The 18,295-nt window shown below is 73.7% G+C and carries 19 protein-coding genes and 1 tRNA gene; 12 read left to right on the forward strand and 8 right to left on the reverse strand.

Annotated features, from left to right (window positions below; genetic code table 11):
* The first annotated feature begins 244 nt into the window (after positions 1-244).
* The 3 genes from ACTMSW_RS14415 to ACTMSW_RS14425 all read left to right on the forward strand — a co-directional run bounded on the left by ACTMSW_RS14415 (position 245) and on the right by ACTMSW_RS14425 (position 1,824).
* Positions 245-321 (forward strand) — tRNA-Thr (locus ACTMSW_RS14415).
* 310 nt (positions 322-631) lie between these two features.
* The gene (locus tag ACTMSW_RS14420) at positions 632-1,315 is read left to right on the forward strand and encodes a hypothetical protein (protein ID WP_441181114.1); all 684 of its coding nucleotides are present in this window, start codon (positions 632-634) and stop codon (positions 1,313-1,315) included.
* A complete protein-coding gene (locus ACTMSW_RS14425; RefSeq protein WP_441181115.1) occupies positions 1,312-1,824 on the forward strand; it encodes a hypothetical protein in 513 nt (170 codons plus the stop codon). Before ACTMSW_RS14420 ends, ACTMSW_RS14425 begins: the two co-directional genes overlap by 4 nt.
* A gap of 60 nt (positions 1,825-1,884) precedes the next feature.
* Here ACTMSW_RS14425 and ACTMSW_RS14430 read toward each other — a convergent pair whose 3' ends face one another.
* Positions 1,885-2,100 carry a hypothetical protein gene (locus ACTMSW_RS14430; RefSeq protein ID WP_441181116.1) on the reverse strand — a complete coding sequence of 72 codons (216 nt, stop codon included), beginning with the start codon at positions 2,098-2,100 and terminating at the stop codon, positions 1,885-1,887.
* A gap of 66 nt (positions 2,101-2,166) precedes the next feature.
* On the opposite strand from ACTMSW_RS14430, the gene ACTMSW_RS14435 reads away from it, so the two are divergent.
* From ACTMSW_RS14435 to ACTMSW_RS14450, 4 genes are read left to right on the forward strand one after another with little or no spacing between them, the layout of a single operon-like run.
* Positions 2,167-2,676: a MarR family winged helix-turn-helix transcriptional regulator gene (locus ACTMSW_RS14435; RefSeq protein ID WP_441181117.1), complete on the forward strand. Its 510-nt coding sequence runs from the start codon at positions 2,167-2,169 to the stop codon at positions 2,674-2,676.
* A complete protein-coding gene (locus ACTMSW_RS14440) occupies positions 2,673-3,074 on the forward strand; it encodes a helix-turn-helix domain-containing protein (protein ID WP_441181118.1) in 402 nt (133 codons plus the stop codon). Before ACTMSW_RS14435 ends, ACTMSW_RS14440 begins: the two co-directional genes overlap by 4 nt.
* A 35-nt stretch (positions 3,075-3,109) precedes the next feature.
* Positions 3,110-3,529 carry a VOC family protein gene (locus ACTMSW_RS14445; RefSeq protein ID WP_441181119.1) on the forward strand — a complete coding sequence of 140 codons (420 nt, stop codon included), beginning with the start codon at positions 3,110-3,112 and terminating at the stop codon, positions 3,527-3,529.
* A complete protein-coding gene (locus ACTMSW_RS14450; RefSeq protein WP_441181120.1) occupies positions 3,526-4,149 on the forward strand; it encodes a histidine phosphatase family protein in 624 nt (207 codons plus the stop codon). The genes ACTMSW_RS14445 and ACTMSW_RS14450 overlap by 4 nt, the downstream gene beginning before the upstream one ends.
* 6 nt (positions 4,150-4,155) lie before the next feature.
* On the opposite strand, the gene ACTMSW_RS14455 is transcribed toward ACTMSW_RS14450, so the two are convergent.
* The 3 genes from ACTMSW_RS14455 to ACTMSW_RS14465 form a co-directional block, all read right to left on the reverse strand.
* On the reverse strand, positions 4,156-4,734 hold the full coding sequence (locus ACTMSW_RS14455; RefSeq protein WP_441181121.1) for a TetR/AcrR family transcriptional regulator: 579 nt from the start codon (positions 4,732-4,734) through the stop codon (positions 4,156-4,158).
* Entirely contained in the window at positions 4,731-6,269 is a 1,539-nt protein-coding gene (locus ACTMSW_RS14460) for a succinic semialdehyde dehydrogenase (protein ID WP_441181122.1), read from the reverse strand. The genes ACTMSW_RS14455 and ACTMSW_RS14460 overlap by 4 nt, the downstream gene beginning before the upstream one ends.
* Positions 6,270-6,488: 219 nt before the next feature.
* Positions 6,489-7,151: a type 1 glutamine amidotransferase domain-containing protein gene (locus tag ACTMSW_RS14465; protein ID WP_441181123.1), complete on the reverse strand. Its 663-nt coding sequence runs from the start codon at positions 7,149-7,151 to the stop codon at positions 6,489-6,491.
* Positions 7,152-7,223: 72 nt separating this feature from the next.
* Between ACTMSW_RS14465 and ACTMSW_RS14470 the strand changes: the two genes are divergently transcribed.
* From ACTMSW_RS14470 to ACTMSW_RS14485, 4 genes are all read left to right on the forward strand, one after another.
* Positions 7,224-8,108, forward strand: a complete 885-nt coding sequence (locus ACTMSW_RS14470; RefSeq protein WP_441181124.1) for a LysR family transcriptional regulator — start codon at positions 7,224-7,226, stop codon at positions 8,106-8,108.
* Between the two features lie 89 nt (positions 8,109-8,197).
* Positions 8,198-8,971, forward strand: coding sequence for an enoyl-CoA hydratase/isomerase family protein (locus ACTMSW_RS14475; protein ID WP_441181125.1), 774 nt, complete (start codon positions 8,198-8,200; stop codon positions 8,969-8,971).
* 72 nt (positions 8,972-9,043) lie between these two features.
* Positions 9,044-10,528, forward strand: a complete 1,485-nt coding sequence (locus tag ACTMSW_RS14480; protein ID WP_441181126.1) for a serine/threonine-protein kinase — start codon at positions 9,044-9,046, stop codon at positions 10,526-10,528.
* An 81-nt stretch (positions 10,529-10,609) separates the two neighbouring features.
* Positions 10,610-12,085 carry a serine/threonine-protein kinase gene (locus ACTMSW_RS14485; RefSeq protein WP_441181127.1) on the forward strand — a complete coding sequence of 492 codons (1,476 nt, stop codon included), beginning with the start codon at positions 10,610-10,612 and terminating at the stop codon, positions 12,083-12,085.
* Positions 12,086-12,199: 114 nt separating this feature from the next.
* Here ACTMSW_RS14485 and ACTMSW_RS14490 read toward each other — a convergent pair whose 3' ends face one another.
* From ACTMSW_RS14490 to ACTMSW_RS14500, 3 genes are all read right to left on the reverse strand, one after another.
* Complete coding sequence (locus tag ACTMSW_RS14490) at positions 12,200-12,643, reverse strand: HNH endonuclease (RefSeq protein WP_441181128.1); 444 nt, start codon at positions 12,641-12,643, stop codon at positions 12,200-12,202.
* 269 nt (positions 12,644-12,912) lie between these two features.
* Entirely contained in the window at positions 12,913-14,442 is a 1,530-nt protein-coding gene (locus ACTMSW_RS14495; RefSeq protein WP_441181129.1) for an FAD-dependent oxidoreductase, read from the reverse strand.
* 195 nt (positions 14,443-14,637) lie between these two features.
* Entirely contained in the window at positions 14,638-15,126 is a 489-nt protein-coding gene (locus tag ACTMSW_RS14500; RefSeq protein ID WP_441181130.1) for an MSMEG_6728 family protein, read from the reverse strand.
* 90 nt (positions 15,127-15,216) lie between these two features.
* Between ACTMSW_RS14500 and ACTMSW_RS14505 the strand changes: the two genes are divergently transcribed.
* Complete coding sequence (locus tag ACTMSW_RS14505; RefSeq protein ID WP_441181131.1) at positions 15,217-17,049, forward strand: NAD-binding protein; 1,833 nt, start codon at positions 15,217-15,219, stop codon at positions 17,047-17,049.
* Positions 17,050-17,052: 3 nt separating this feature from the next.
* Here the strand turns inward: ACTMSW_RS14505 and ACTMSW_RS14510 are convergent, their stop codons facing one another.
* Entirely contained in the window at positions 17,053-18,288 is a 1,236-nt protein-coding gene (locus tag ACTMSW_RS14510; protein ID WP_441181132.1) for an APC family permease, read from the reverse strand.
* Between the last annotated feature and the right edge of the window lie 7 nt (positions 18,289-18,295).

Genomic DNA, 18,295 nt, shown 5'->3' on the forward strand with positions numbered 1-18,295 from the left:
CGCCCCCGGCGGGCCGGGATGTCATCCGTGTCACTGCACGGTAAACGCCTTTGCGCCCACTGCCAAGGCGGGAAGTCACGGATGGGATGGACGGCATACACATACCGGTCAGTCGGGCACGGCGAGGCACCAATCGACGCGCCGCCTCCGTCGACTCGGTCGGGTTGTCGACGTTTCCCGTGCTCGGGACCCCTGCCGCGAGGGAAAACCGGACGTCGGTCGCTATGCTGACGTCGACACGCACGCCCCTGTAGCTCAGCTGGCCAGAGCACTCGCCTTGTAAGCGAGATGTCGCCGGTTCGATCCCGGCCGGGGGCTCCAATTCCACCGGGCGTCCCGTGGCCGGGTACCGCCTGCTTACGACGGACGGCCCGGTGTTTTCCGCATAACTCGGACTCTGCGGCGCGTGTCCCGATGCCTGCCGCAGGCCGGGTGACTAGGAGGCACGCCACCGCGTCCTGTTCGTCGTGAGAACCCTGGGCCGACGCCAGCCGGCGGCGGAGGTTGCGGTGTGTCGAGATCTTTACTCAGCGAGCGTGGGCCATCGCTAAAGGTCGCCCTACCCCTGTAATCTGCTGTCAGTCCACATTGGACGGTCAGATTGTCAACGGGGGTTTTCTTGAGTCGCACAATGCTGCGCGCCGTAGTTCCGGTTCTCACCACCACGGCCATGTTGTTCGTAGGAGCCGGGTCAGCTGGAGCCGCGTCGGGCGAGGAGCTCGCCCCGGCCGATGGATCGGCGATCGTCGCCGAGGGGCCGGCGCTCGTCCTGAACGACGGTACGGTCCTCGACGCTGGCGAGTCGGTCAGCTTCACCTTCGAGGGCGACGAGGCCTCGGTCGAACCGGTTGCGCCGAGTGACGGTGATGGCGGTTTCAGTGCCGCGCGCTGTCCGGAAGTCAACAACAAGCCGACGTACACCGTGAAGGGAACGCCTTACTTCCTGGAGGACAAGGACGAGCCCAAGTCGACGTGGTTGCTTCCGCGTCAGTCGGTGTCCTGGGCAGTGACCGGTAGCCACACCTTCACCTGGGATATCGGGGTAGGGACCGAGGTCGAGGCGGGTGCCATCCTCGGCAAGGCCAAGATCAAGGTTGATACGAAGATCAGCAACTCGTGGACGTGGTCCGGCACGCAGACCGTCACCGACACCAATTCCACCTCGAAGGCGTACCGTGCTGTTCTGGGGCAGGTGGGCTGGAAGCTGACCAGCGTCAAGTCGTGGGTGGCGGCTCCCTGCACTCCCAAGAAGAAGACCATTGTCATCAAGGCGCCGCGGAAGGGTGACATGTCGATCGGACGCCAGAACTCATGACGTACGCAGCCAGAATCACGCGCACGGCGGCCGTAACGGGCCTGCTGGCCACGGTGCTGCTCACGGGCGCGTGCAGTGCCGACGAACGCTCGGGCACGCCGGCGCCGAGCCGTAGCGTGAGCCCGTCGTCCTCGGCCGGCACGCCGAGCGTGGACGGATCCGACGCCGTCGCGATTCTGGACGAGGCGTTCACGAGCGGCGAGAAACTCGGCGGTGGGTACGGCCGTCTGGCGCCGGAACTGGGCAACACCCTGGCGAGTACGCCGGACAGTGTGCTCAGTGTGGTCGTCGCGTTCACCTGCACGGGCGGCGCCACCGTCACCGTGAGCGCAGCCGTCGATGGCAAGGACGTCGGTTCCACGGCGGTAGAGCACAGGTGTGACGGATCGATCGTCCAGGACAGCGTCGAGCTGTCGAAGCCCGCGGCCGTCGGCTTCGCGGCCGAGGTCAAGGGATCACAGGACGGCAGCTTCGCCTACGCCTACTACGCCGAGAAGAAGAAGCAGTAGTAGTCGATCGCACGGGGACAGGTCCGCCACGGGCACAGCCGTGGCGGACCTGTCCGTGATTCAGCCGCGGCGGGCCTCGCGTTCGGCGCGCTTGCGCTCGCGCTGCTCGCGGCTCCACTGCTTGCGCCGCTCCAGATCCTGCTTCCAGAGGTCCCGCGCCTGGTGGGAGCCGCCCTGGATGGCGTTCTCGGTGGTCGCGGGGCCGGCGATGTTCCGGTAGAACCAGGCCATGATGCGCCCACCCTCGCCCGGTGCCTTCTTCTGCTCGGCGGCCATCGTCCACTCCTCCGTACGAACCGGTGGGCAAGTCGTTGGTGCCCCAACGATTGGTAGGCTAACAATATGACGGAAGGTGCCACCGGGACGGGTGGCGTGACCGAGGCCGACGACCCGCTGGCTCTGGAGCAGCAGGTCTGCTTCGCCCTGTCCGTCGCCGCCCGCGGGGTGGTGGCCGTGTACCGTCCGCTGCTCGAACCGATGGGCCTCACCCACCCGCAGTACCTGGTGATGCTCGCCCTCTGGCAGCACGCGCCGCTGTCCGTGCGCGAACTGAGTCGCCTGCTGCAACTCGATCCGGGCACGCTGTCGCCCCTGCTCAAGCGCTTGGAGGCGATCGGTTACCTCCACCGGGAGCGGGACCCGGCCGACGAGCGCAGCCTCGCGGTGACGCTCACCGCGCAGGGACGGGCGTTGCGCGATCGAGCCCAGCAGATCCCCCCGGCCATCGTCGAGCGGCTGGGCATGCCGATCGAGGACCTCAGGAAGCTGCACGCCACGCTGACCGAGGTCATCGAGGCGGCTCGGCAGGCGTCGAGGACAGCTCCGCCGGCCGGCACCGACGTGGTGCCGTGAGCCGCGCGGTCGAGGAGTCGAACCGGGCGATGCTGCGCGCCCGGGACGCCATGGACCGGGCGTACGCCGAGCCGCTGGACATCCCCGCGCTGTCCCGGATCGCGCACGTCTCCCCGGCGCACTTCATCCGGACCTTCCGCGCCACCTTCGGGGAGACCCCGCACCGCTACCTCCAGCGCCGCCGGGTGGAGCGGGCCATGTACCTGCTGCTGCACACCGACCGGGACGTCACCGACGTCTGCTACGCCGTCGGCTTCGGCAGCCTCGGCACGTTCAGCCGCACCTTCCGGCAGATCGTGGGGGAGTCCCCGTCGGACTACCGACGACGGAAGGCGCCGGCCGCCGCCGTGCCGAGTTGCTTCACCAAGGCCTGGACGAGACCGAGCAGTTTTGGATAAGCAGCAGGTCAGAGTGGGCGACTAGCGTTTCCGGCATGACGATGAACGCGATCTCCCGCTCCCAGATCTACGTCCTCGACCAGGACCAGGCGCTCGACTTCTACGTCGGCAAGCTCGGCATGGAGGTCAACACCGACCAGGATCTCGGCTTCATGCGCTGGCTGACGGTCAACCTGCCCGGTGACCCGGAGCGCGAGATCCTGCTGGAGAAGCCGGGTCCGCCGGCCCTCGACCCGGCCACCGCCGAGCAGGTCCGGGAACTGCTCACCAAGGGCGCGCTGGGCGGCTACCTCTTCATGACCACCGACGACGCCCACAAGACGTACGAGGACCTCGTCGCCAAGGGCGTCGAGATCACCGACGAGCCGATGGAGCGCCCGTACGGGATCGACTTCGGCGTCCGGGACCCGTTCGGCAACAAGATCCGCATCGGCCAGATGTTCCCGCGTCAGTGACGGGGCCGACCCGGCTGCTGTTCCTCGCCCGCCACGGCGAGCAGGAGCAGCCGTCCGGTGTGGAGACGGCGGAGGCGGGGCTCTCCGCCCGGGGTCGGCGGCAGGCGGCGCTGCTCGGCGAGCGGCTGTCCGGAGTACCGCTGGACGCCGTCCACCACGGCCCGCTCCGCCGCGCCGTCGAGACCGCCGAGCTGGTCGCGGGGTCGCTGCCCGGAGTGCCGGCGTACGCCACCGAGCTGGCCGGCGACCACCTGCCGCACGACACGGATCCGGCCGCCGTGCCGCCCGCGTACGCCCGGTTCCTGGGCGGGTTCACGGCGGCCGAACGGGCCGACGGGCCGCGCGTGACGGCGGCGGCGGTGCGGCGCTTCGGCCGGCCACCGGCCGCGGGGGACGTGACGGAACTGGTGGTCACCCACGCGTTCCTGATCGCCTGGCTGGTGCGCGGCGCCCTGGAGGCGCCCGAGCACCGGTGGCTGGGGCTCAACCCGCACAACTGCGGGCTGACGGTGATCCGTTACACCGACGGGCTGCCGCCCCGGCTGGTCGCCTTCAACGACGTCAGCCACCTGCCGGAGGAGCTGCGCGGCACCGGCCTGCCCCCGGAGTACCGGTGCTGAGACCGGTCAACGGCGCAGGCCGGCCAGCAGGGTGTCGACCAGGGCGTCCGCGTCGGCCGTCGACATCCGACGGCGGGTGACCACCGCGCGCAACCACACCGGCCCGAGCAGCAGGTCGGCGAGGAGCACGTCGTCGACCGGGCCGGCCAGCTCGCCGCGGGCGACGGCCCGCCCGGTCACCTCGGACACGTGGGTACCGTGCTGGCCGAGCAGTTCGTCGGCCAGCCGGGCCAGCTCGGGGTCGGCGCCGGTGTGCGCGAGCACGTCGGCGGCGAGCCGACCCGGCCCGTCGGCGAAGAACGCCGCCTTCGACCGGACCAGCGTGACGAGGTCCCCGCGCAGTGCGCCGGTGTCCGGCACGGGCAGGTCCCGGGCGATGGCGTGCCGGAACGTCGCGGCCACCAGCGCGGGCTTCGACGGCCACCAGCGGTAGAGGGTGGTCTTGTTGACGCCGGAGCGCCGGGCCACCCCCTCGACGGTCAGGCGTGCGTACCCGTCGGCGGCCAGCAGGTCGAGCACGGCGGTGTGGATCGCCTCGGCGCCGCGCGGGCCCCGCGCGGCCGGCCCGCCGCCGCTCGCGGTCACCGGCCGGTGCGGCGCAGCAGGCGCAGCGCCGCGGTCATCCGCCGGGTCCAGGCCGCGCTCTCCTCGCCCGGCCGGTGGTACGCCGGTGCGAGGCCGAGGCCGCGCTGCCGGGCCACCGTCTTGACGCGGGTGAACCGGTGCAGCCCCTCGGCGCCGTGCCGGCCGCCGAGCCCGGAGTCCTTCCAGCCACCCATCGGCGCGTCGATACTGCCCCAGACCGCGCTGTAGCCGTCGTTGACGTTGACGCTGCCGGCGTCGATCCGGGCGGCGACCGCCTCGCCGCGCGCGCCGGAGCCGCTGAAGACGCTGGCGTTCAACCCGTACGCGGTGTCGTTGGCCAACGCGACCGCCTCGTCGTCGGTGGCGAAGCGGTACACGGCGACGACCGGACCGAAGGTCTCCTCGGCGTACATGCGCATCCCCGGGACGACGCCGGTGAGCACGGTCGGTTCGAAGACGTACGGGCCGACGTCCGGGCGGGGCCGGCCGCCGGTGTGCACGACGGCGCCCCGCGCGACGGCGTCGGCGACGTGCGCGGTGACGGTGTCGAGCTGACGGGCCGAGGCGAGGGAGCCGAGGTCGGCCCCGAAGTCCCCGGTCACGCCGAGGCGCAGCGTGGCGGTACGGGCGACGAAGCGGCGGAGGAACTCGTCGTGCAGCCGGTCGGCGACGTACACCCGCTCGATCGAGATGCAGAGCTGGCCGGCGCTGGCGAAGCAGGCCCGGATCGCGCCCTCCACCGCCCGGTCCAGGTCGGCGTCGTCGAGCACGAGCAGCGGGTTCTTGCCGCCGAGTTCCAGCGATGCCGGCACCAGCCGGCGGGCGGCCTGAGCGGCGACCTCGCGGCCGACCCGGGTGGAGCCGGTGAAGCAGACCTGGTCGGCCCGGTCGACCACGAGCGGGCCGACGGCGGCGCCCTCACCCGCGACGATCTGCCACAGCGCCGGTGGCAGTCCCGCCTCGACGGCGAGGGCGCGGACCCAGAGCGCGCTGAGCATGGTGGCCGGGTCCGGTCGGTGCACCACGGCGTTGCCGGCCATCAGGGCGGGCAGCACCTCGGAGGCGGCCAGCGACAGCGGGTAGTTCCACGGGGAGACGACGCCCACCACCCCGACGGGGAAGCGCAGCTCGACCGTCCGGGTGAGCACCGGCAGGGCGCCGGTGCGCCGGCGGGGGCGCAACAGCTTCGCCGCCGTGCGGGCGTAGTAGCGGGCGTTGATGGCCGTGTCGAGGACCTCCTCGACCGCGTGCCGCCGGGCCTTGCCCGCCTCCACCTGGATCAGGTCGAGCCCCTCGGCCTGCCGGTCGAGGACCAGGTCGTGCAGGCGCAGCAGGACCGCGGCGCGCCGGGAGACACCCAGCGCGGCCCACGACCGCTGCGCGGTCCGCGCGGCGGCGAAGGCGTCGTCGACGTCGGCCGGGGTGCTCGACGGTACGTCCACCGTCCGCTCGCCGGTGAGCGGCGAGGTGGCGGTGAACGTCGGCCCGGTGCCGCGCACCTGGGCGACGAGGCTCGACGCGGTGGCAGGCAGCACGGGGGGCGCCCCGACGACGACGGGGTTACCGCCGACCGGAGCACCGGTAGACGAAACGTGCGCGGTAGCGAGCGACATGCCCCCACCGTACCGCAACGCAACGTCGCGTTGCACTCCACGCTTCCTCCCTCCCGCTTGCGGGTGGCGCCTCGAACACGGAAAGAGTGGCCATTCCTCGAGGAATGGCCACTCTTTCCGTGAAACTGCGGGGCGGGGTGCTCAGGCGGCCTGGACCGCCTGCACCACTGCTTCGGCCAATGCGCGGGCGGACTGGGGGTTCTGGCCCGTCACCAGGCGGCCGTCCGTGACGACCTGCTCGGTGAAGTTCGGGGCCGGTACGTGGGTGGCCCCCGCCTCGGTCAGCTTGTCGGCGAGCAGGAACGGAACCTCGTCGGTCAGGCCGACGGCGGCCTCCTCGTCGTTGGTGAAGCCGGCCACCCGCTTGCCGGCGACCAGGTACGAGCCGTCGGAGAGCTTCAGGTTCACCAGCGCGGAAGGACCGTGGCAGACGGCGGCGACGACGCCCCCACGCTCGTAGATCGAGGCGGCGATACGCGCCAGGTCCGGGTTGTCCGGGAAGTCCCACATCGTGCCGTGTCCACCGGCGAAGACCACGACGTCGTACCCGGACGGGTCCACCTCGGCGGCCTTCGGCGTGTTCTCCACACCGGCGGTGGCCAGGAAGTCGTTCTGGGTCCTGTCGTTCTCGTCGCGGCCGTCCAGCGGCGGCTGGCCGCCGGCCACCGACGCGAGGTCGACGTCCCATCCGGCGGCGCGGAACACCTCCCACGGCTCCGCGGCCTCGCCGACGTAGAAGCCGGTCTCCCGACCGGTGGTGCCGAGCTGGCGGTGACTGGTCAGAGCGATGAGTGCGCGAGTCATGCCACCCATGCTGGCTCGCGGATCCATAGCTGACCAATAGGCGAACGACACAGCAGCGATAGGTTTGCCGATGTGAGGATTTCGCTCGACCTGCTGCGCAGCTTCCTCGCCGTCCACCGGTCCGGCTCGATCACCGGCGCGGCCGAGCTGCTCGGGCTGGCGCAGCCCACGGTGACCGCGCAGGTGCGCGCGCTGGAGGAGGCCCTGGGTCGGCCCCTCTTCGACCGGGTGCCCCGCGGCGTGGTGCCCACCGCCGCCGGTGACGAACTGGCCCGGCGCGTGGCGGACCCGCTGGACCGCCTCGACACCGTGCTCGCCGACGAGCCGGGAACGCCGTACCCCCGGACGGTCTTCCTGGGCGGTCCGGCGGAGTTCCTCGCCGAGCGCGTGCTGCCGGCCGTGGCCGGTCTGGTCGCCGACGGCCTGGAGCTGCGGGTCACCGCCGGCCTGCCCGATCAGCTCCTCGACGACCTGGTCGCCGGCCGGCTCGACCTGGCGGTGACCAGCGTGCGGCCCCGGCGCCGGGGGCTGACCGCCGAGCCGTTGCACGACGAGGAGTTCGCACTGGTCGCCGCACCGGCCTGGGCTGCCCGCCTGCCGGACCCGGTCACCCCGCAGGCACTGCGCGACGTGCCGCTGGTCGCGTACGCCGAGGAGGCCCCGATCCTGCGACGCTGGTGGCGGACGGTCTTCGACACCCGGCTGACCCGGACGCCGAACCTGGTCGTGGCCGACCTGCGCGCCGTGCGCGCCGCCGTGGTGGCCGGTGCCGGGGCGAGCGTGCTGCCCACGTACCTCTGCGAGCGGCAGCTCGCCGCCGGTGAGCTGGTGCCGCTGCTGCGGCCGGCGGTGCCGCCGCTCAACACCCTGTTTCTCGCCATCCGGCCGCAGGTCGGTGGCCGGCGCGAGGTGCAGGCGGTCCGCCGGATTCTGCTGGAGGCGGCCGCCCACTGGTGAGCGGTCCACCCGCCCGGGTGGCCGGCGGGCCCGCGCCGTTATGGTCGCCGCACCGGCACCGCCGAAGGTCGCGGCCGGTCGAAGGGGTGGTGACGGTGGCGGACGCGGACCTGCTCGTCGAGGTGACCGGTGCGGTCGCGACGGTGGTGATCCACAACCCGGGACGGCGCAACGCGATGACCACGGACATGTGGCGGCGGCTGCCGGACCTGCTGGACGGCCTGGAGGCCGACCCCGCCGTCCGGGCGCTGGTGCTCACCGGCGCGGACGGCACGTTCTGCGCCGGCGCGGACCTCGGCGACCTGGACGAACTGCTGGACGCCGGTGACGGCAGCATCGCCGTCGCCGCCGAGGAGCGGCTGGCCGCCTTCGCCAAACCGACCGTCGCCGCCGTCCGGGGTGCCTGCGTGGGCGGCGGATGTCAGCTCGCGGTCGCCTGCGACCTGCGCATCGCCGCCGACGACGCGCGTTTCGGCGTACCGCCGGCGCGGCTGGGACTGGTCTACCCGGCGCCGACCACCCGCCGGCTGGCCCGGCTGGTCGGCCCGGCGGCGGCCAAGCACCTGCTGTTCACCGCCGAGCTGATCGGCGCCGAGCGGGCGCTGCGGGTCGGCCTGGTCGACGAGGTGCTGCCCGGCGACGCGCTCGCCGCCCGGGTGGAGGAGATCACCACCGCGGTCACGGCCCGTTCGCAGCTCAGCGTCGCCGCGGCCAAGGAGATCGTCGACGGGCGCGCGGACGACGACCGGATCGCCTGGTGGCACGGCCAGGTGCGGGCCAGCGGCGAGGCGCGCGAGGGCGTGGCGGCCTTCCACGAGCGCCGGCCGCCGCACTTCGGCTGGGCGCCGCCCACCCGGCACTGACCAGCGTCCGCCCGATCGACTGCGTTCGCTGCCGGGGGTGCCGGCAGCGGCGCGCTCTGTCAGGCTGTGACCGTGCAGAGCCAACAGACGCTCGGCGGCCGCTACGTGATCCACGAGGTACTGGGTCGCGGCGGCATGTCCGTGGTGTACCGCGGGCACGACGAGGTGCTCGGCCGGGACGTCGCGGTCAAGCTTCTCGCCGGCACCGACGCCTCGGCCCGCGACCGCATCCGGGCCGAGGCGCGGGCGGCCGCGCGACTGTCCCACCCGCACGTCACCAACGTCTACGACTACGGCGAGTCGACGTCGCCGGACGGCGGCGACATGCCGTACGTGGTGATGGAACTGCTGCCCGGCCAGACGCTCGCCCGGCGGCTCACCGACGGGCCGATGCCGCCGCGGGCCGGGCTGCGGATCTGCGCCGAGGTGGCCGAAGCCCTGGCCGCGGCACACGCCCAGGGCCTGGTGCACCGGGACATCAAACCCGAGAACGTGATGCTGACCCCCACCGGGGCGAAGGTCGTGGACTTCGGCATCGCCGCGGTGGTCGGCGCCCCGGAGGTCGACCCGGACGGCCAGCTGATGGGAACACCCGCCTACCTCGCTCCTGAGCGCCTCACCGCCGGTGAGGTCGTGCCGGCCTCCGACGTGTACGCCCTGGGACTCCTCCTGCACCGGGTGCTCGCCGAGCGGCTGCCCTGGGAGAGCGAGACGACCACGCAGATGCTGACGGCGCACGTCTACGTCGAGCCGGCGGAGCTGCCCCGCATCGCCGGTGTGCCGGAACAGGTCCGTGACCTCTGCCGCCGGTGCCTCGCGAAGGACCCGGCCGACCGTCCGTCGGCCGCCGAGGCGGCGCGGGTGCTCGCCCGGGCCGCCGGTCCGGTGTCGTTCGTGGACGAGCCCGGGGACACGGGCACCGCCGACGGAGCCCGGCGCCGTCGACGGATGCTGGTGGTCACCGGCAGTGCCGTGGTGGCGGTCCTGGCCGCCGCGCTGCTCGCTGACCGCATCGGCGACGCCGAAACTCTCGACGGGGCCACCGGGCCGTCCGCGTTCGACGCCGGGACCAGGGGCGCCGTGCCGACCGGTGCCGACGGCTCCGCCGTCGCCGGAGGGGGAGGAGTCGAGGGGTCCCCCGGAGCGGGCGGTCCCGCCGTCGCACCGTCGGCCCGACCACCCGCGCCCGGCGCGCCCGCGCCCTCCTCGACCGCCGCCTTCACCACGGCGGATCCGACTCCGACGTCACCCGGGCCGACCCCGGCGTCCTCCGGGCGGCCCTCGACGACCGCTGCGCAGACCACGGCACCCGCGACGGCCTCGTCGGGCGGGACTCCGCTCACCGCGCTCGGCGGTGTGGTCACCGTCCTGTGCCAGGGCGCCAGGGCGACGCTCGTCGGGCTCGTGCCCGGCCCGGGATACCAGGTCAAGGACTACGATCCCGGCCCCGCGAAGGAGGTCCAGGCGGTCCTGCTCTCGGACCGGAACGAGAGCGAGATCAAGGTGACATGCCAGCGCGGCCGGCCGGTCCCGACGATCAAAGAGAGCCCGCAGTAGCCGGCCGCCGCCCCGCCGGACCATCGCGGCGACTTGATGGCGGGTGGTGCGAGCCGGGTGCGGTGGGGCAGGCTGTCCACTGTGCAGCGTGATCAGTTGCTCGCCGGTCGCTACCGACTGGACGAGCGTCTCGGCAGGGGCGGCATGTCCGTGGTCTGGCGGGCCCACGACGAGGTGCTGGAACGCGACGTGGCGGTGAAGGTGCTCGTCGCGACGGAGCCGGCCGCCCGGTGGCGGATCCAGGCGGAGGCGAAGGCGGCGGCCCGGCTGTCGCACCCGAACGTCACGAACGTGTACGACTACGGGGAGTCCCCGCTCGCCGGCGAGCAGGTTCCCTTCGTGGTCATGGAACTGCTGAGCGGGACCACACTCGCGCAGCGCCTCACCGAGGGGCCGCTGCCGCCGAAGGAAGCGCTGCGGATCGCCGCCGAGGTGGCCGCCGGTCTCGCTGCCGCGCACGGCGAGGGCCTGGTGCACCGGGACGTCAAACCCGAGAACGTGATGCTGACCCGGACCGGCGCGAAGGTCATGGACTTCGGCATCGCGGCGGTCGCCGGCACACCGGAGATCGACGTCGAGGGGCGGCTCCTCGGCACCCCGGCGTACTTCGCCCCGGAACGGCTGGACGCGGGCGAGGTGGTCGCCGCCTCCGACGTGTATGGGCTGGGCCTGCTGCTGCACCGGATGCTCACCGGCCGGCTGCCGTGGCGGCGGGAGACCGGGACCGGGATGCTGCGCGCCCACGCGTACGAGGAGCCGGACCCGCTGCCCGACATCGAGGGCGTGCCCTCCGAGGTCGGCCGTCTCCACCGCTGGTGCCTGGCGAAGGATCCGGTGGACCGGCCGACCGCCGCCGAGGCGGCCCGGGTCATCACCACGGCGCTCACCCGGACGACCGCCGACGCGCCGGCCGCGCCTCCGGACGGGAAGGCGCCGGCCCTGCGATCCCCGGCCTCCCCGCCGGCCCGGCCCGCTCCTCCGGTCACCGCGCGGCGGTTCCGGTTCGGCTCCCGGACGCTCGTGGCGGTCGGCGCGGCCGTCCTCGGCGTGGTGGCGCTCGCCGGCACGCTGGGCGAGCCCGCGTTCCGGCGGCCCGGGGCGGACGAGCCGGACACCGGTTTCGGGACCGGCGACACGACCAGCGTCGTGCTGCCGGCCACCGCCGACGCGCCCCGAGCACCCGCCCCGTCGGGCCGTGCCGCGTCCGGCGGGCCGTCGACCCCCCGGTCCACCACCCTCGCGCCCGCCTCCGCGCCCCCGGGGGCCGGTGGGACGCCGTCCGGCAGCCCGACCCCCGGTCCCACGCCCACCCCGTCGACCGCACGGGACACCACCGACGTCGCGGCGCGCGGCGGCACGGTGTCGGTCCAGTGTGTCGACAAGTCGGCCGAGATCGTGAGCGTCACCCCCGCCACCGGCTACCAGATCGACACGTACGAGCCGGGACCGGCCCGGGAGGTGCGGGTCGAGTTGGTGTCCACCGGAAACCGCAGCGTGATCACGGTGCGGTGCGCCAACGATCGGCCGAAGCCTCGGGTCAAGGAGCAGGCCGACTGACCGCCCCGCACACCACCCGACGTCAGCACCGGTGGCTGGGAAGAGGGAGGGGCCGGCGGGCGCCGCGCCGGAGGCGTACCCCCGGTGCGGCCCCCCGTTCCCGCCGGCCGGTCCTCACCGCCCCGCCAGCGCCGCCCAGCTCGGCGTCACCGGCTCGCGCCGCAGCGGCATGCCCGCCTCGTCGGGCGTGCGGTCGCCCTTGCGCTGGTTGCACGCGTAGCAGGCGGCAGTCGTGTTCCGCCACGTGTTCCGGCCCCCGCGCGAGCGGGGCAGGATGTGGTCGATCGTGGTCGCCGTCCCGCCGCAGTAGGCGCAGCACCGCCCGTCCCGACGCAGCACGCCCGCGCGGGACCAGGCCGGGCCGGAGGTGAACCGCCAGCGGGTGACGACGTACCGGACCAACCGGACGACCCGGGGCATCGGGAAGACTCCGATCACCTGGTCCGGCTCGGCCTCGTGGATCTCGGCGACCCGGCGGCAGAGCATCCGGATCGCGTGCTTGACGGTGACCCGGTGCAGCGGGCCGAGGTCGGCGTTGACGACGAGGACGGCGTCCACCGGTGTCTCCTTCCATGGGTCGTGTGGGACCGGGCAACGACAGAGCCGCCCGCTCCCGGGTGGGAACGGGCGGCTCGACGTCGTGTCGTCGGACACGTCAGTCGGGCCGGCCGCCCCCGGGGTCAACGCTTCGCCGACCGTCGACGGGCAGCGTCGACGGCACGAGGGTGTCGTGCGACATCGACATGCTGAACTCCCGGAACGCTGGTCGGCCTTGCATGATCACGGTAGGTCGGCCCGGAGGGACGGGCAACGGATTTCGATGCGGTTCAGCCGCGCCGGGCGAGCAGTCCCCGGGGACGGATCGAGCGGACCGGCTCGGCCGCGCCGCCGGTGGCCCGCAGGATGTGGTTCGCGGCGAGGATGCCGGTGGCCGCCGAACGTTCCATCAGCGCACTGGGGAACTCCGTCCGGATCCCGTCCCCGGCCAGGTAGAGACCGTCGGCGTCGGTGCGTACCCCCGGCCGCCAGGAGTGACTGCCGGGCGTGAAGGCCGGCGCCTGCGCCTCCACCCGCGCCCGCAGCTCCCGCACCCGCAGCCGGGCCGCCTCCGGCCAGAGCGCGGTCAGCTCGGCCCGCATCCGCTCGGCCAGCTCCTCGGCGGGCACGCCCGGCTCGCAGGCGTACGCGTGCAGCTCGATCACCGAGCCGCCGGTGCGCTCGGCCCAGCGGCGCGACTCGTTCTCCAGCCGGTGGTAGAGCGTCACCGAGTCCAGCGTCGGCTGCCGGGACACCCCGCTGAACACCGCCCGGTCCGGGTTCACGTCCCCGTCGCACCAGTAACGCGCCACCGCGTACGGCGGACCGGCCTGGCCGAACGCGGACATCCGCCCCACCAACTCGGGAGCGACCTCGGCGAGCGTGGGGGAGGCCGTGACCAGCGCGGCGAGCGCCGGCGGGTCGACGGCGAGCACGACGTGCCCGGCGGGGTACGACGTGCCGTCCGCGGTCTCCACCCGCCACCCGGCGGCGTCGCGGGTCAGCGCGGTGGCCGCCGCGCCGGTCACCACCCGGCCGCCGTGCTTCTCCACGTGCCGGGTCAGCGGCTGCCAGATCGCGGTCGCGTAGTCCTCGTCCGGGCAGTCGAAGGCCAGCCCCTCCGGGTTGCCCAGCAGGTAGAAGTGGAACTGGGCGATCATCTCGGCGGCCGACATCTCGGCCTCGTGGTTGAAGAACGAGTGGGAGAAGACCTCGAAGAGCATCGCCCGCGCCCGGTCCGGCAGTTTCAGCGAGGTGAGCAGCGCGTCGGCGGTGGTGTCGTCGAACTCCGCGTAGGTGCGTACCGGGTCGTAGGTGAGCAGCGGCAGAGCGGCGTCCCGGTCCATGCCGCGCAGGTCGCCCAGGCGCAGGCTCGGGCTGCGCAGCAGCAGCGCGAGAAGGTTCGCCGGCGGGGCGGGCGGCAGCTTGCCGAACTCCTCGGTCGGCCACCGCTCACTGAGGATCGGGTAACCCGGGATCGGCTTGAGGAAACCCAGCTGAGGGTCGACGCGGCGCAGGATGGACCGCCAGTTGTAGTACTGCCGGAAGAACGCGTGGAACCCGTGCTCGTTCTGCTGCGGCCCGTCGGGCAGCTCCTCCGGCCAGGCGCCGAGCCGTCCGCCGAGCGTCGGGGCGGCCTCCAGCACGGTCACGTCGACCCCCCGCTCGGCGAGCACCACGGCAGCCGACACGCCGGCGATCCCGCCGCCGACCACCACCGCCGTGACCGGCTGCGGCACGCGGGAGGCGCCACCGCCGCCGGGATCCACCTCGTGCTCGCGTACGCCGATGAGCCGACCGAACACCTGCGACAACGCCATGTGCACCTTCTTCGCGCGCTGGGACCTCCAGTCTGCCCCAGGTGAAAGGAAGGGACCCCTGTTAACGCCTGGCGTTGTAGAAGGGCCCCTTCTTAACGCGCGCCGCGCCGCGCGGTGTGTGAGCGTCGGGGTCGGGGCGAGGTGTTAAGGCGGGGCCCTTCCTCTACCGGAGGCGTTAAGCGGGGGCCCTTCCTTTCACTCGGGCAGGAGGCAGCGGCGTTCGCGGTCGGAGGCGGGCCAGACGTACTCGAGGTCGGGCGGGACGTCGTCGCCGAAGAGCGGCCGGTAGTGCTCCGGGTCCTTGCGCAGCAGGGACGAGCGGTGGCTGAGGTGCAGGTCCTCCCTGCCCAACCAGGGGGGCAGTTCACCGGCGGCGGCCAGTTCCCCCTGGGTGCGGACCCGGGCCAGGCCGCACGCGGCGGCGAGGTCGGTGGTCATCGTGGCCGCGCAGGTGTCCGCCCGGCCCGGCTCGCACCAGACCGCGCACATGTCCAGCCCGTACCGGGTCAGCGCCTCCTCGTACCCGGCCCACATCTTCACCGCCGGGTGGTTGCGCCACCCGTACGTCGGCCGGGTGAGGCCGCGCAGCACCTGGATCGTCTCCACCCGCTGCTTGCCCAGTCGCTTCTGGTCCAGCGTCCGTGCGCTGGCCAGGAAGTCCGGATAGGGGAGGAACGTCTGCATACCGCTGCTCTACCCGCCGCGGGGCCCGACATGCTCGGCGACCGGCGTTCATGATCAGGGGGCAGCGCGCGTTGCGACCGGGTGACTACCATGCGGCACATGGCGGAGCCCCTGCTCGATCGTGCGCGGCGGGCCGGCCGTCGGCTCCGCGCCAACGGCGACGTCCGGGCGCACTACGTGGTCTGCGGCCACGACGCCCTGGCGTACTGGGTGGTCAAGGCCCTGCTCGCGACCGAGGTGCAGTCCGGCGGGATCCGGATCACCCTGGTGGTGCCCGAGCGCCGGCGTACGGACAGCCCGGACGGGCGGGACATCGAGGGCGTCGAGGTGGTCCGCGCCGACCGGCTGGACGAGGCGACGTTCCGCCGTGCCGGCCTGACCGGGGCCGACGGGCTCGCCCTGCTGCACCAGGACGACGTGGGCAACATGCACGCCGCCCTGTGCGCGCAGGAGGTCGAGCCTCGGCTGCGCCTGGTGGTGCGGATGTTCAACACCGGCCTGGCGAACGGGGTCCGCCAGATCTTCCCCGACTCGGCGGTGCTGTCGGACGCGTCGATGGCCGCGCCGGCGTTCGTGGCCGCCGCCCTCGGGGAGGTCGCCCCGACCCACTTCCGGCACGGCGGACGCACCCTGTACGTCGCCGAGCGGGACGACGTACGCCCCGGCGACGTGGTGTGCGGGGTGGCCGACACCCGGGACCCGCAGGCGGTCCGGGTGCTCCCGGCCGACGAGGGCGACGCGGACGTGGTGCTCGCCGAGGCCACCGGCGCGCCCCCGGGCACGGAGGTGGCCGCGCGTCGGTTGCGCCGGGCCCGCCGCCGGCGTCGTCCGGTCGCAATGCTGGTCCGCGCGGTCCGCACCTTCGCCACCCGCAAGATCGGCATAGCGGTGCTCGTCCTGCTCGCGGTGATCGCCGCCCTCGGTGGCCTGTACGCGGGCACCGCACACGTGAGTCTGGGCCAGGCGCTCTACCTGACGCTGGTCACCACGTTGAGCGGGCAGGATCCGGAACCGGGCAAGCCGGTGGCCCAGCAGGTCATGCAGGTGGTGCTCAATCTGGCCGGGCTCGCGCTGATCCCCCTGATCACGGCGGTGGTCGTCGACGGCATCGTCAACGCGCGGCTCGCCCTGCACACGGGCCGCATCCTGCCGGAGCGCTCCGGGCACGTGGTGGTGGTCGGCCTGGGCAACATCGGCATGCGGGTGATGGCCCAGCTCTGCGACTTCGGCGTCGAGGTGGTGGCGATCGACAAGGACCCGAACGCGCGGGGCGTGCCGTTGGCCCGGCGGCTCGGCGTACCGGTCGTGGTGGGGGACGCGGCCCGGGAGGAGACGCTGCGGGTGGCGTCGGTCGAGAGCTGCCAGGCGCTGGTGGTGGTGTCGACCGACGACGGCGCCAACCTGCGGGCCGCCCTCAACGGCCGGGCCCTCACCGACGAGCTGCGGGTGGTGCTGCGCCTCTTCGACGGCGACTTCGCCGAACGCATCCAGCGGGCCTTCGGCATCGGCATCTCGCGCAGCGTGTCCTACCTGGCCGCACCCTCGTTCGTCGCCGCGCTGCTGGACCGGGCGGTACTCGCCACCATCCCGGTGGGCCGGCACGCGCTCCTGGTCACCGAGGTTCCGGTGGCGGCGGGGTCGGCACTGGACGGTCGGGCGCTCGCGGCGGTGGACCGACCGGAGAGCGTACGACTGCTCGCGCACGCCCGCGCCGGCCAGAAGTACGACTGGTCGCCCGACCGGCGCCTGGTGATCGTCGCCGGTGACCGGCTGACGGTGGTGGCCCGGCGGGCCGGCCTGAACGCCCTGCTGCGGGAGGCCGCCCCGCCGGAGCCCCCTCCGCCGCCCGGCGCGTCCCCGCGCCCGGTGGTCACACCGCCTCGCCCGGCCGGCACGCCGGTGCCGCGCGAGGCGGAGGACTGAGCGTCAGGATCGCCGGCGCAGGGCGTAGCCGGCCGCGCCGACGGCCAGCACCCCGAACCCGCCCAGCACGCTCGACAGCGGCAGGTTGACCGCGAGCAGCAGGCACCCGGCCAGCCCGAGCGCGGCCAGCGCCTGGACCGGCAGCTTCCGCTCCGGCTCCCGCCCGAGAGTCAGCGCGGACGCATTGGTGATCGCGTAGTAGACCAGCACCGTCACGCTGGAGAAGCCGATCGCGTCCCGCACGTCGCCGAGCAGGACCACGACGACCACCACGGCGGCCACCGCCAGCTCGGCCCGGTGCGGCACCCGGTGGACGGGATGCACGGCGTCCAGCGTCCCGGGCAGGTCACGGCGGCGGGCCATCGCCAGGGTGGTGCGACCGACACCGGCCACCAGGGAGAGCAGCACCCCGGTGACCGCGACGGCCGCCCCGGCCCGGACCACCCAGGCCAGGCCGGGCAGCCCGGCGGCGCTCACCACGTCGGCCAGGGGCGCGACGGACCCGGCCAGCCCCGCCGGCCCGAGGACGCCGAGGGCGATGACGGCCAGCGTCAGGTAGATCGCCAGCACGATGCCGAGCGCCACCGGCACCGCGCGGGGGATCGTGCGCGACGGGTCGCGGACCTCCTCGCCGAGGGTGGCGATCCGCGCGTACCCGGCGAAGGCGAAGAAGAGCAGGCCCGCCGCCGTGAGGACGCCCCGGGGAGAGCCGCCGGGCCCGTCGATCCGGTCGAGGGAGAAGGCGCCGCCGGCCGCGCCGGCCACCGCGACCAGCGCCAGCACCGCGAGCACGACCACCACCAGGACGCGCGTGGCGGTCGCGGTCTTCGCGACGCCGCGCAGGTTCACCGCGGTCACCGCGACGACGGCGGCGACCGCGACGAGCCGGGCCTGGTCCGGCCACAGGTACGCCCCGATGGTCAGCGCCATCGCCGCGCAGCTCGCCGTCTTGCCGACCACGAACCCCCAGCCGGCCAGGAAACCGGCGAACGGGCCGAGGCGTTCCCGCCCGTAGACGTACGTGCCGCCGGACTCCGGGTAGCGGGCGGCGAGCCGCGCCGAACTGGTCGCGTTGCAGAAGGCGACGAAGCCGGCCAGCGCCAGCGCCGCCAGCAGCCCGACACCTCCGGCCGCCGCTGCGGCGGGGGCGAAGACCACGAAGACGCCCGCGCCGAGCATCGCGCCCAGACCGATGACGACCGCGTCGTGTACGCCGAGCCGGCGTGCCAGTTGCTCCACGACCGAG

Source organism: Micromonospora sp. BQ11 (assembly GCF_052068135.1).
Classification (GTDB): Bacteria; Actinomycetota; Actinomycetes; order Mycobacteriales; family Micromonosporaceae; genus Micromonospora.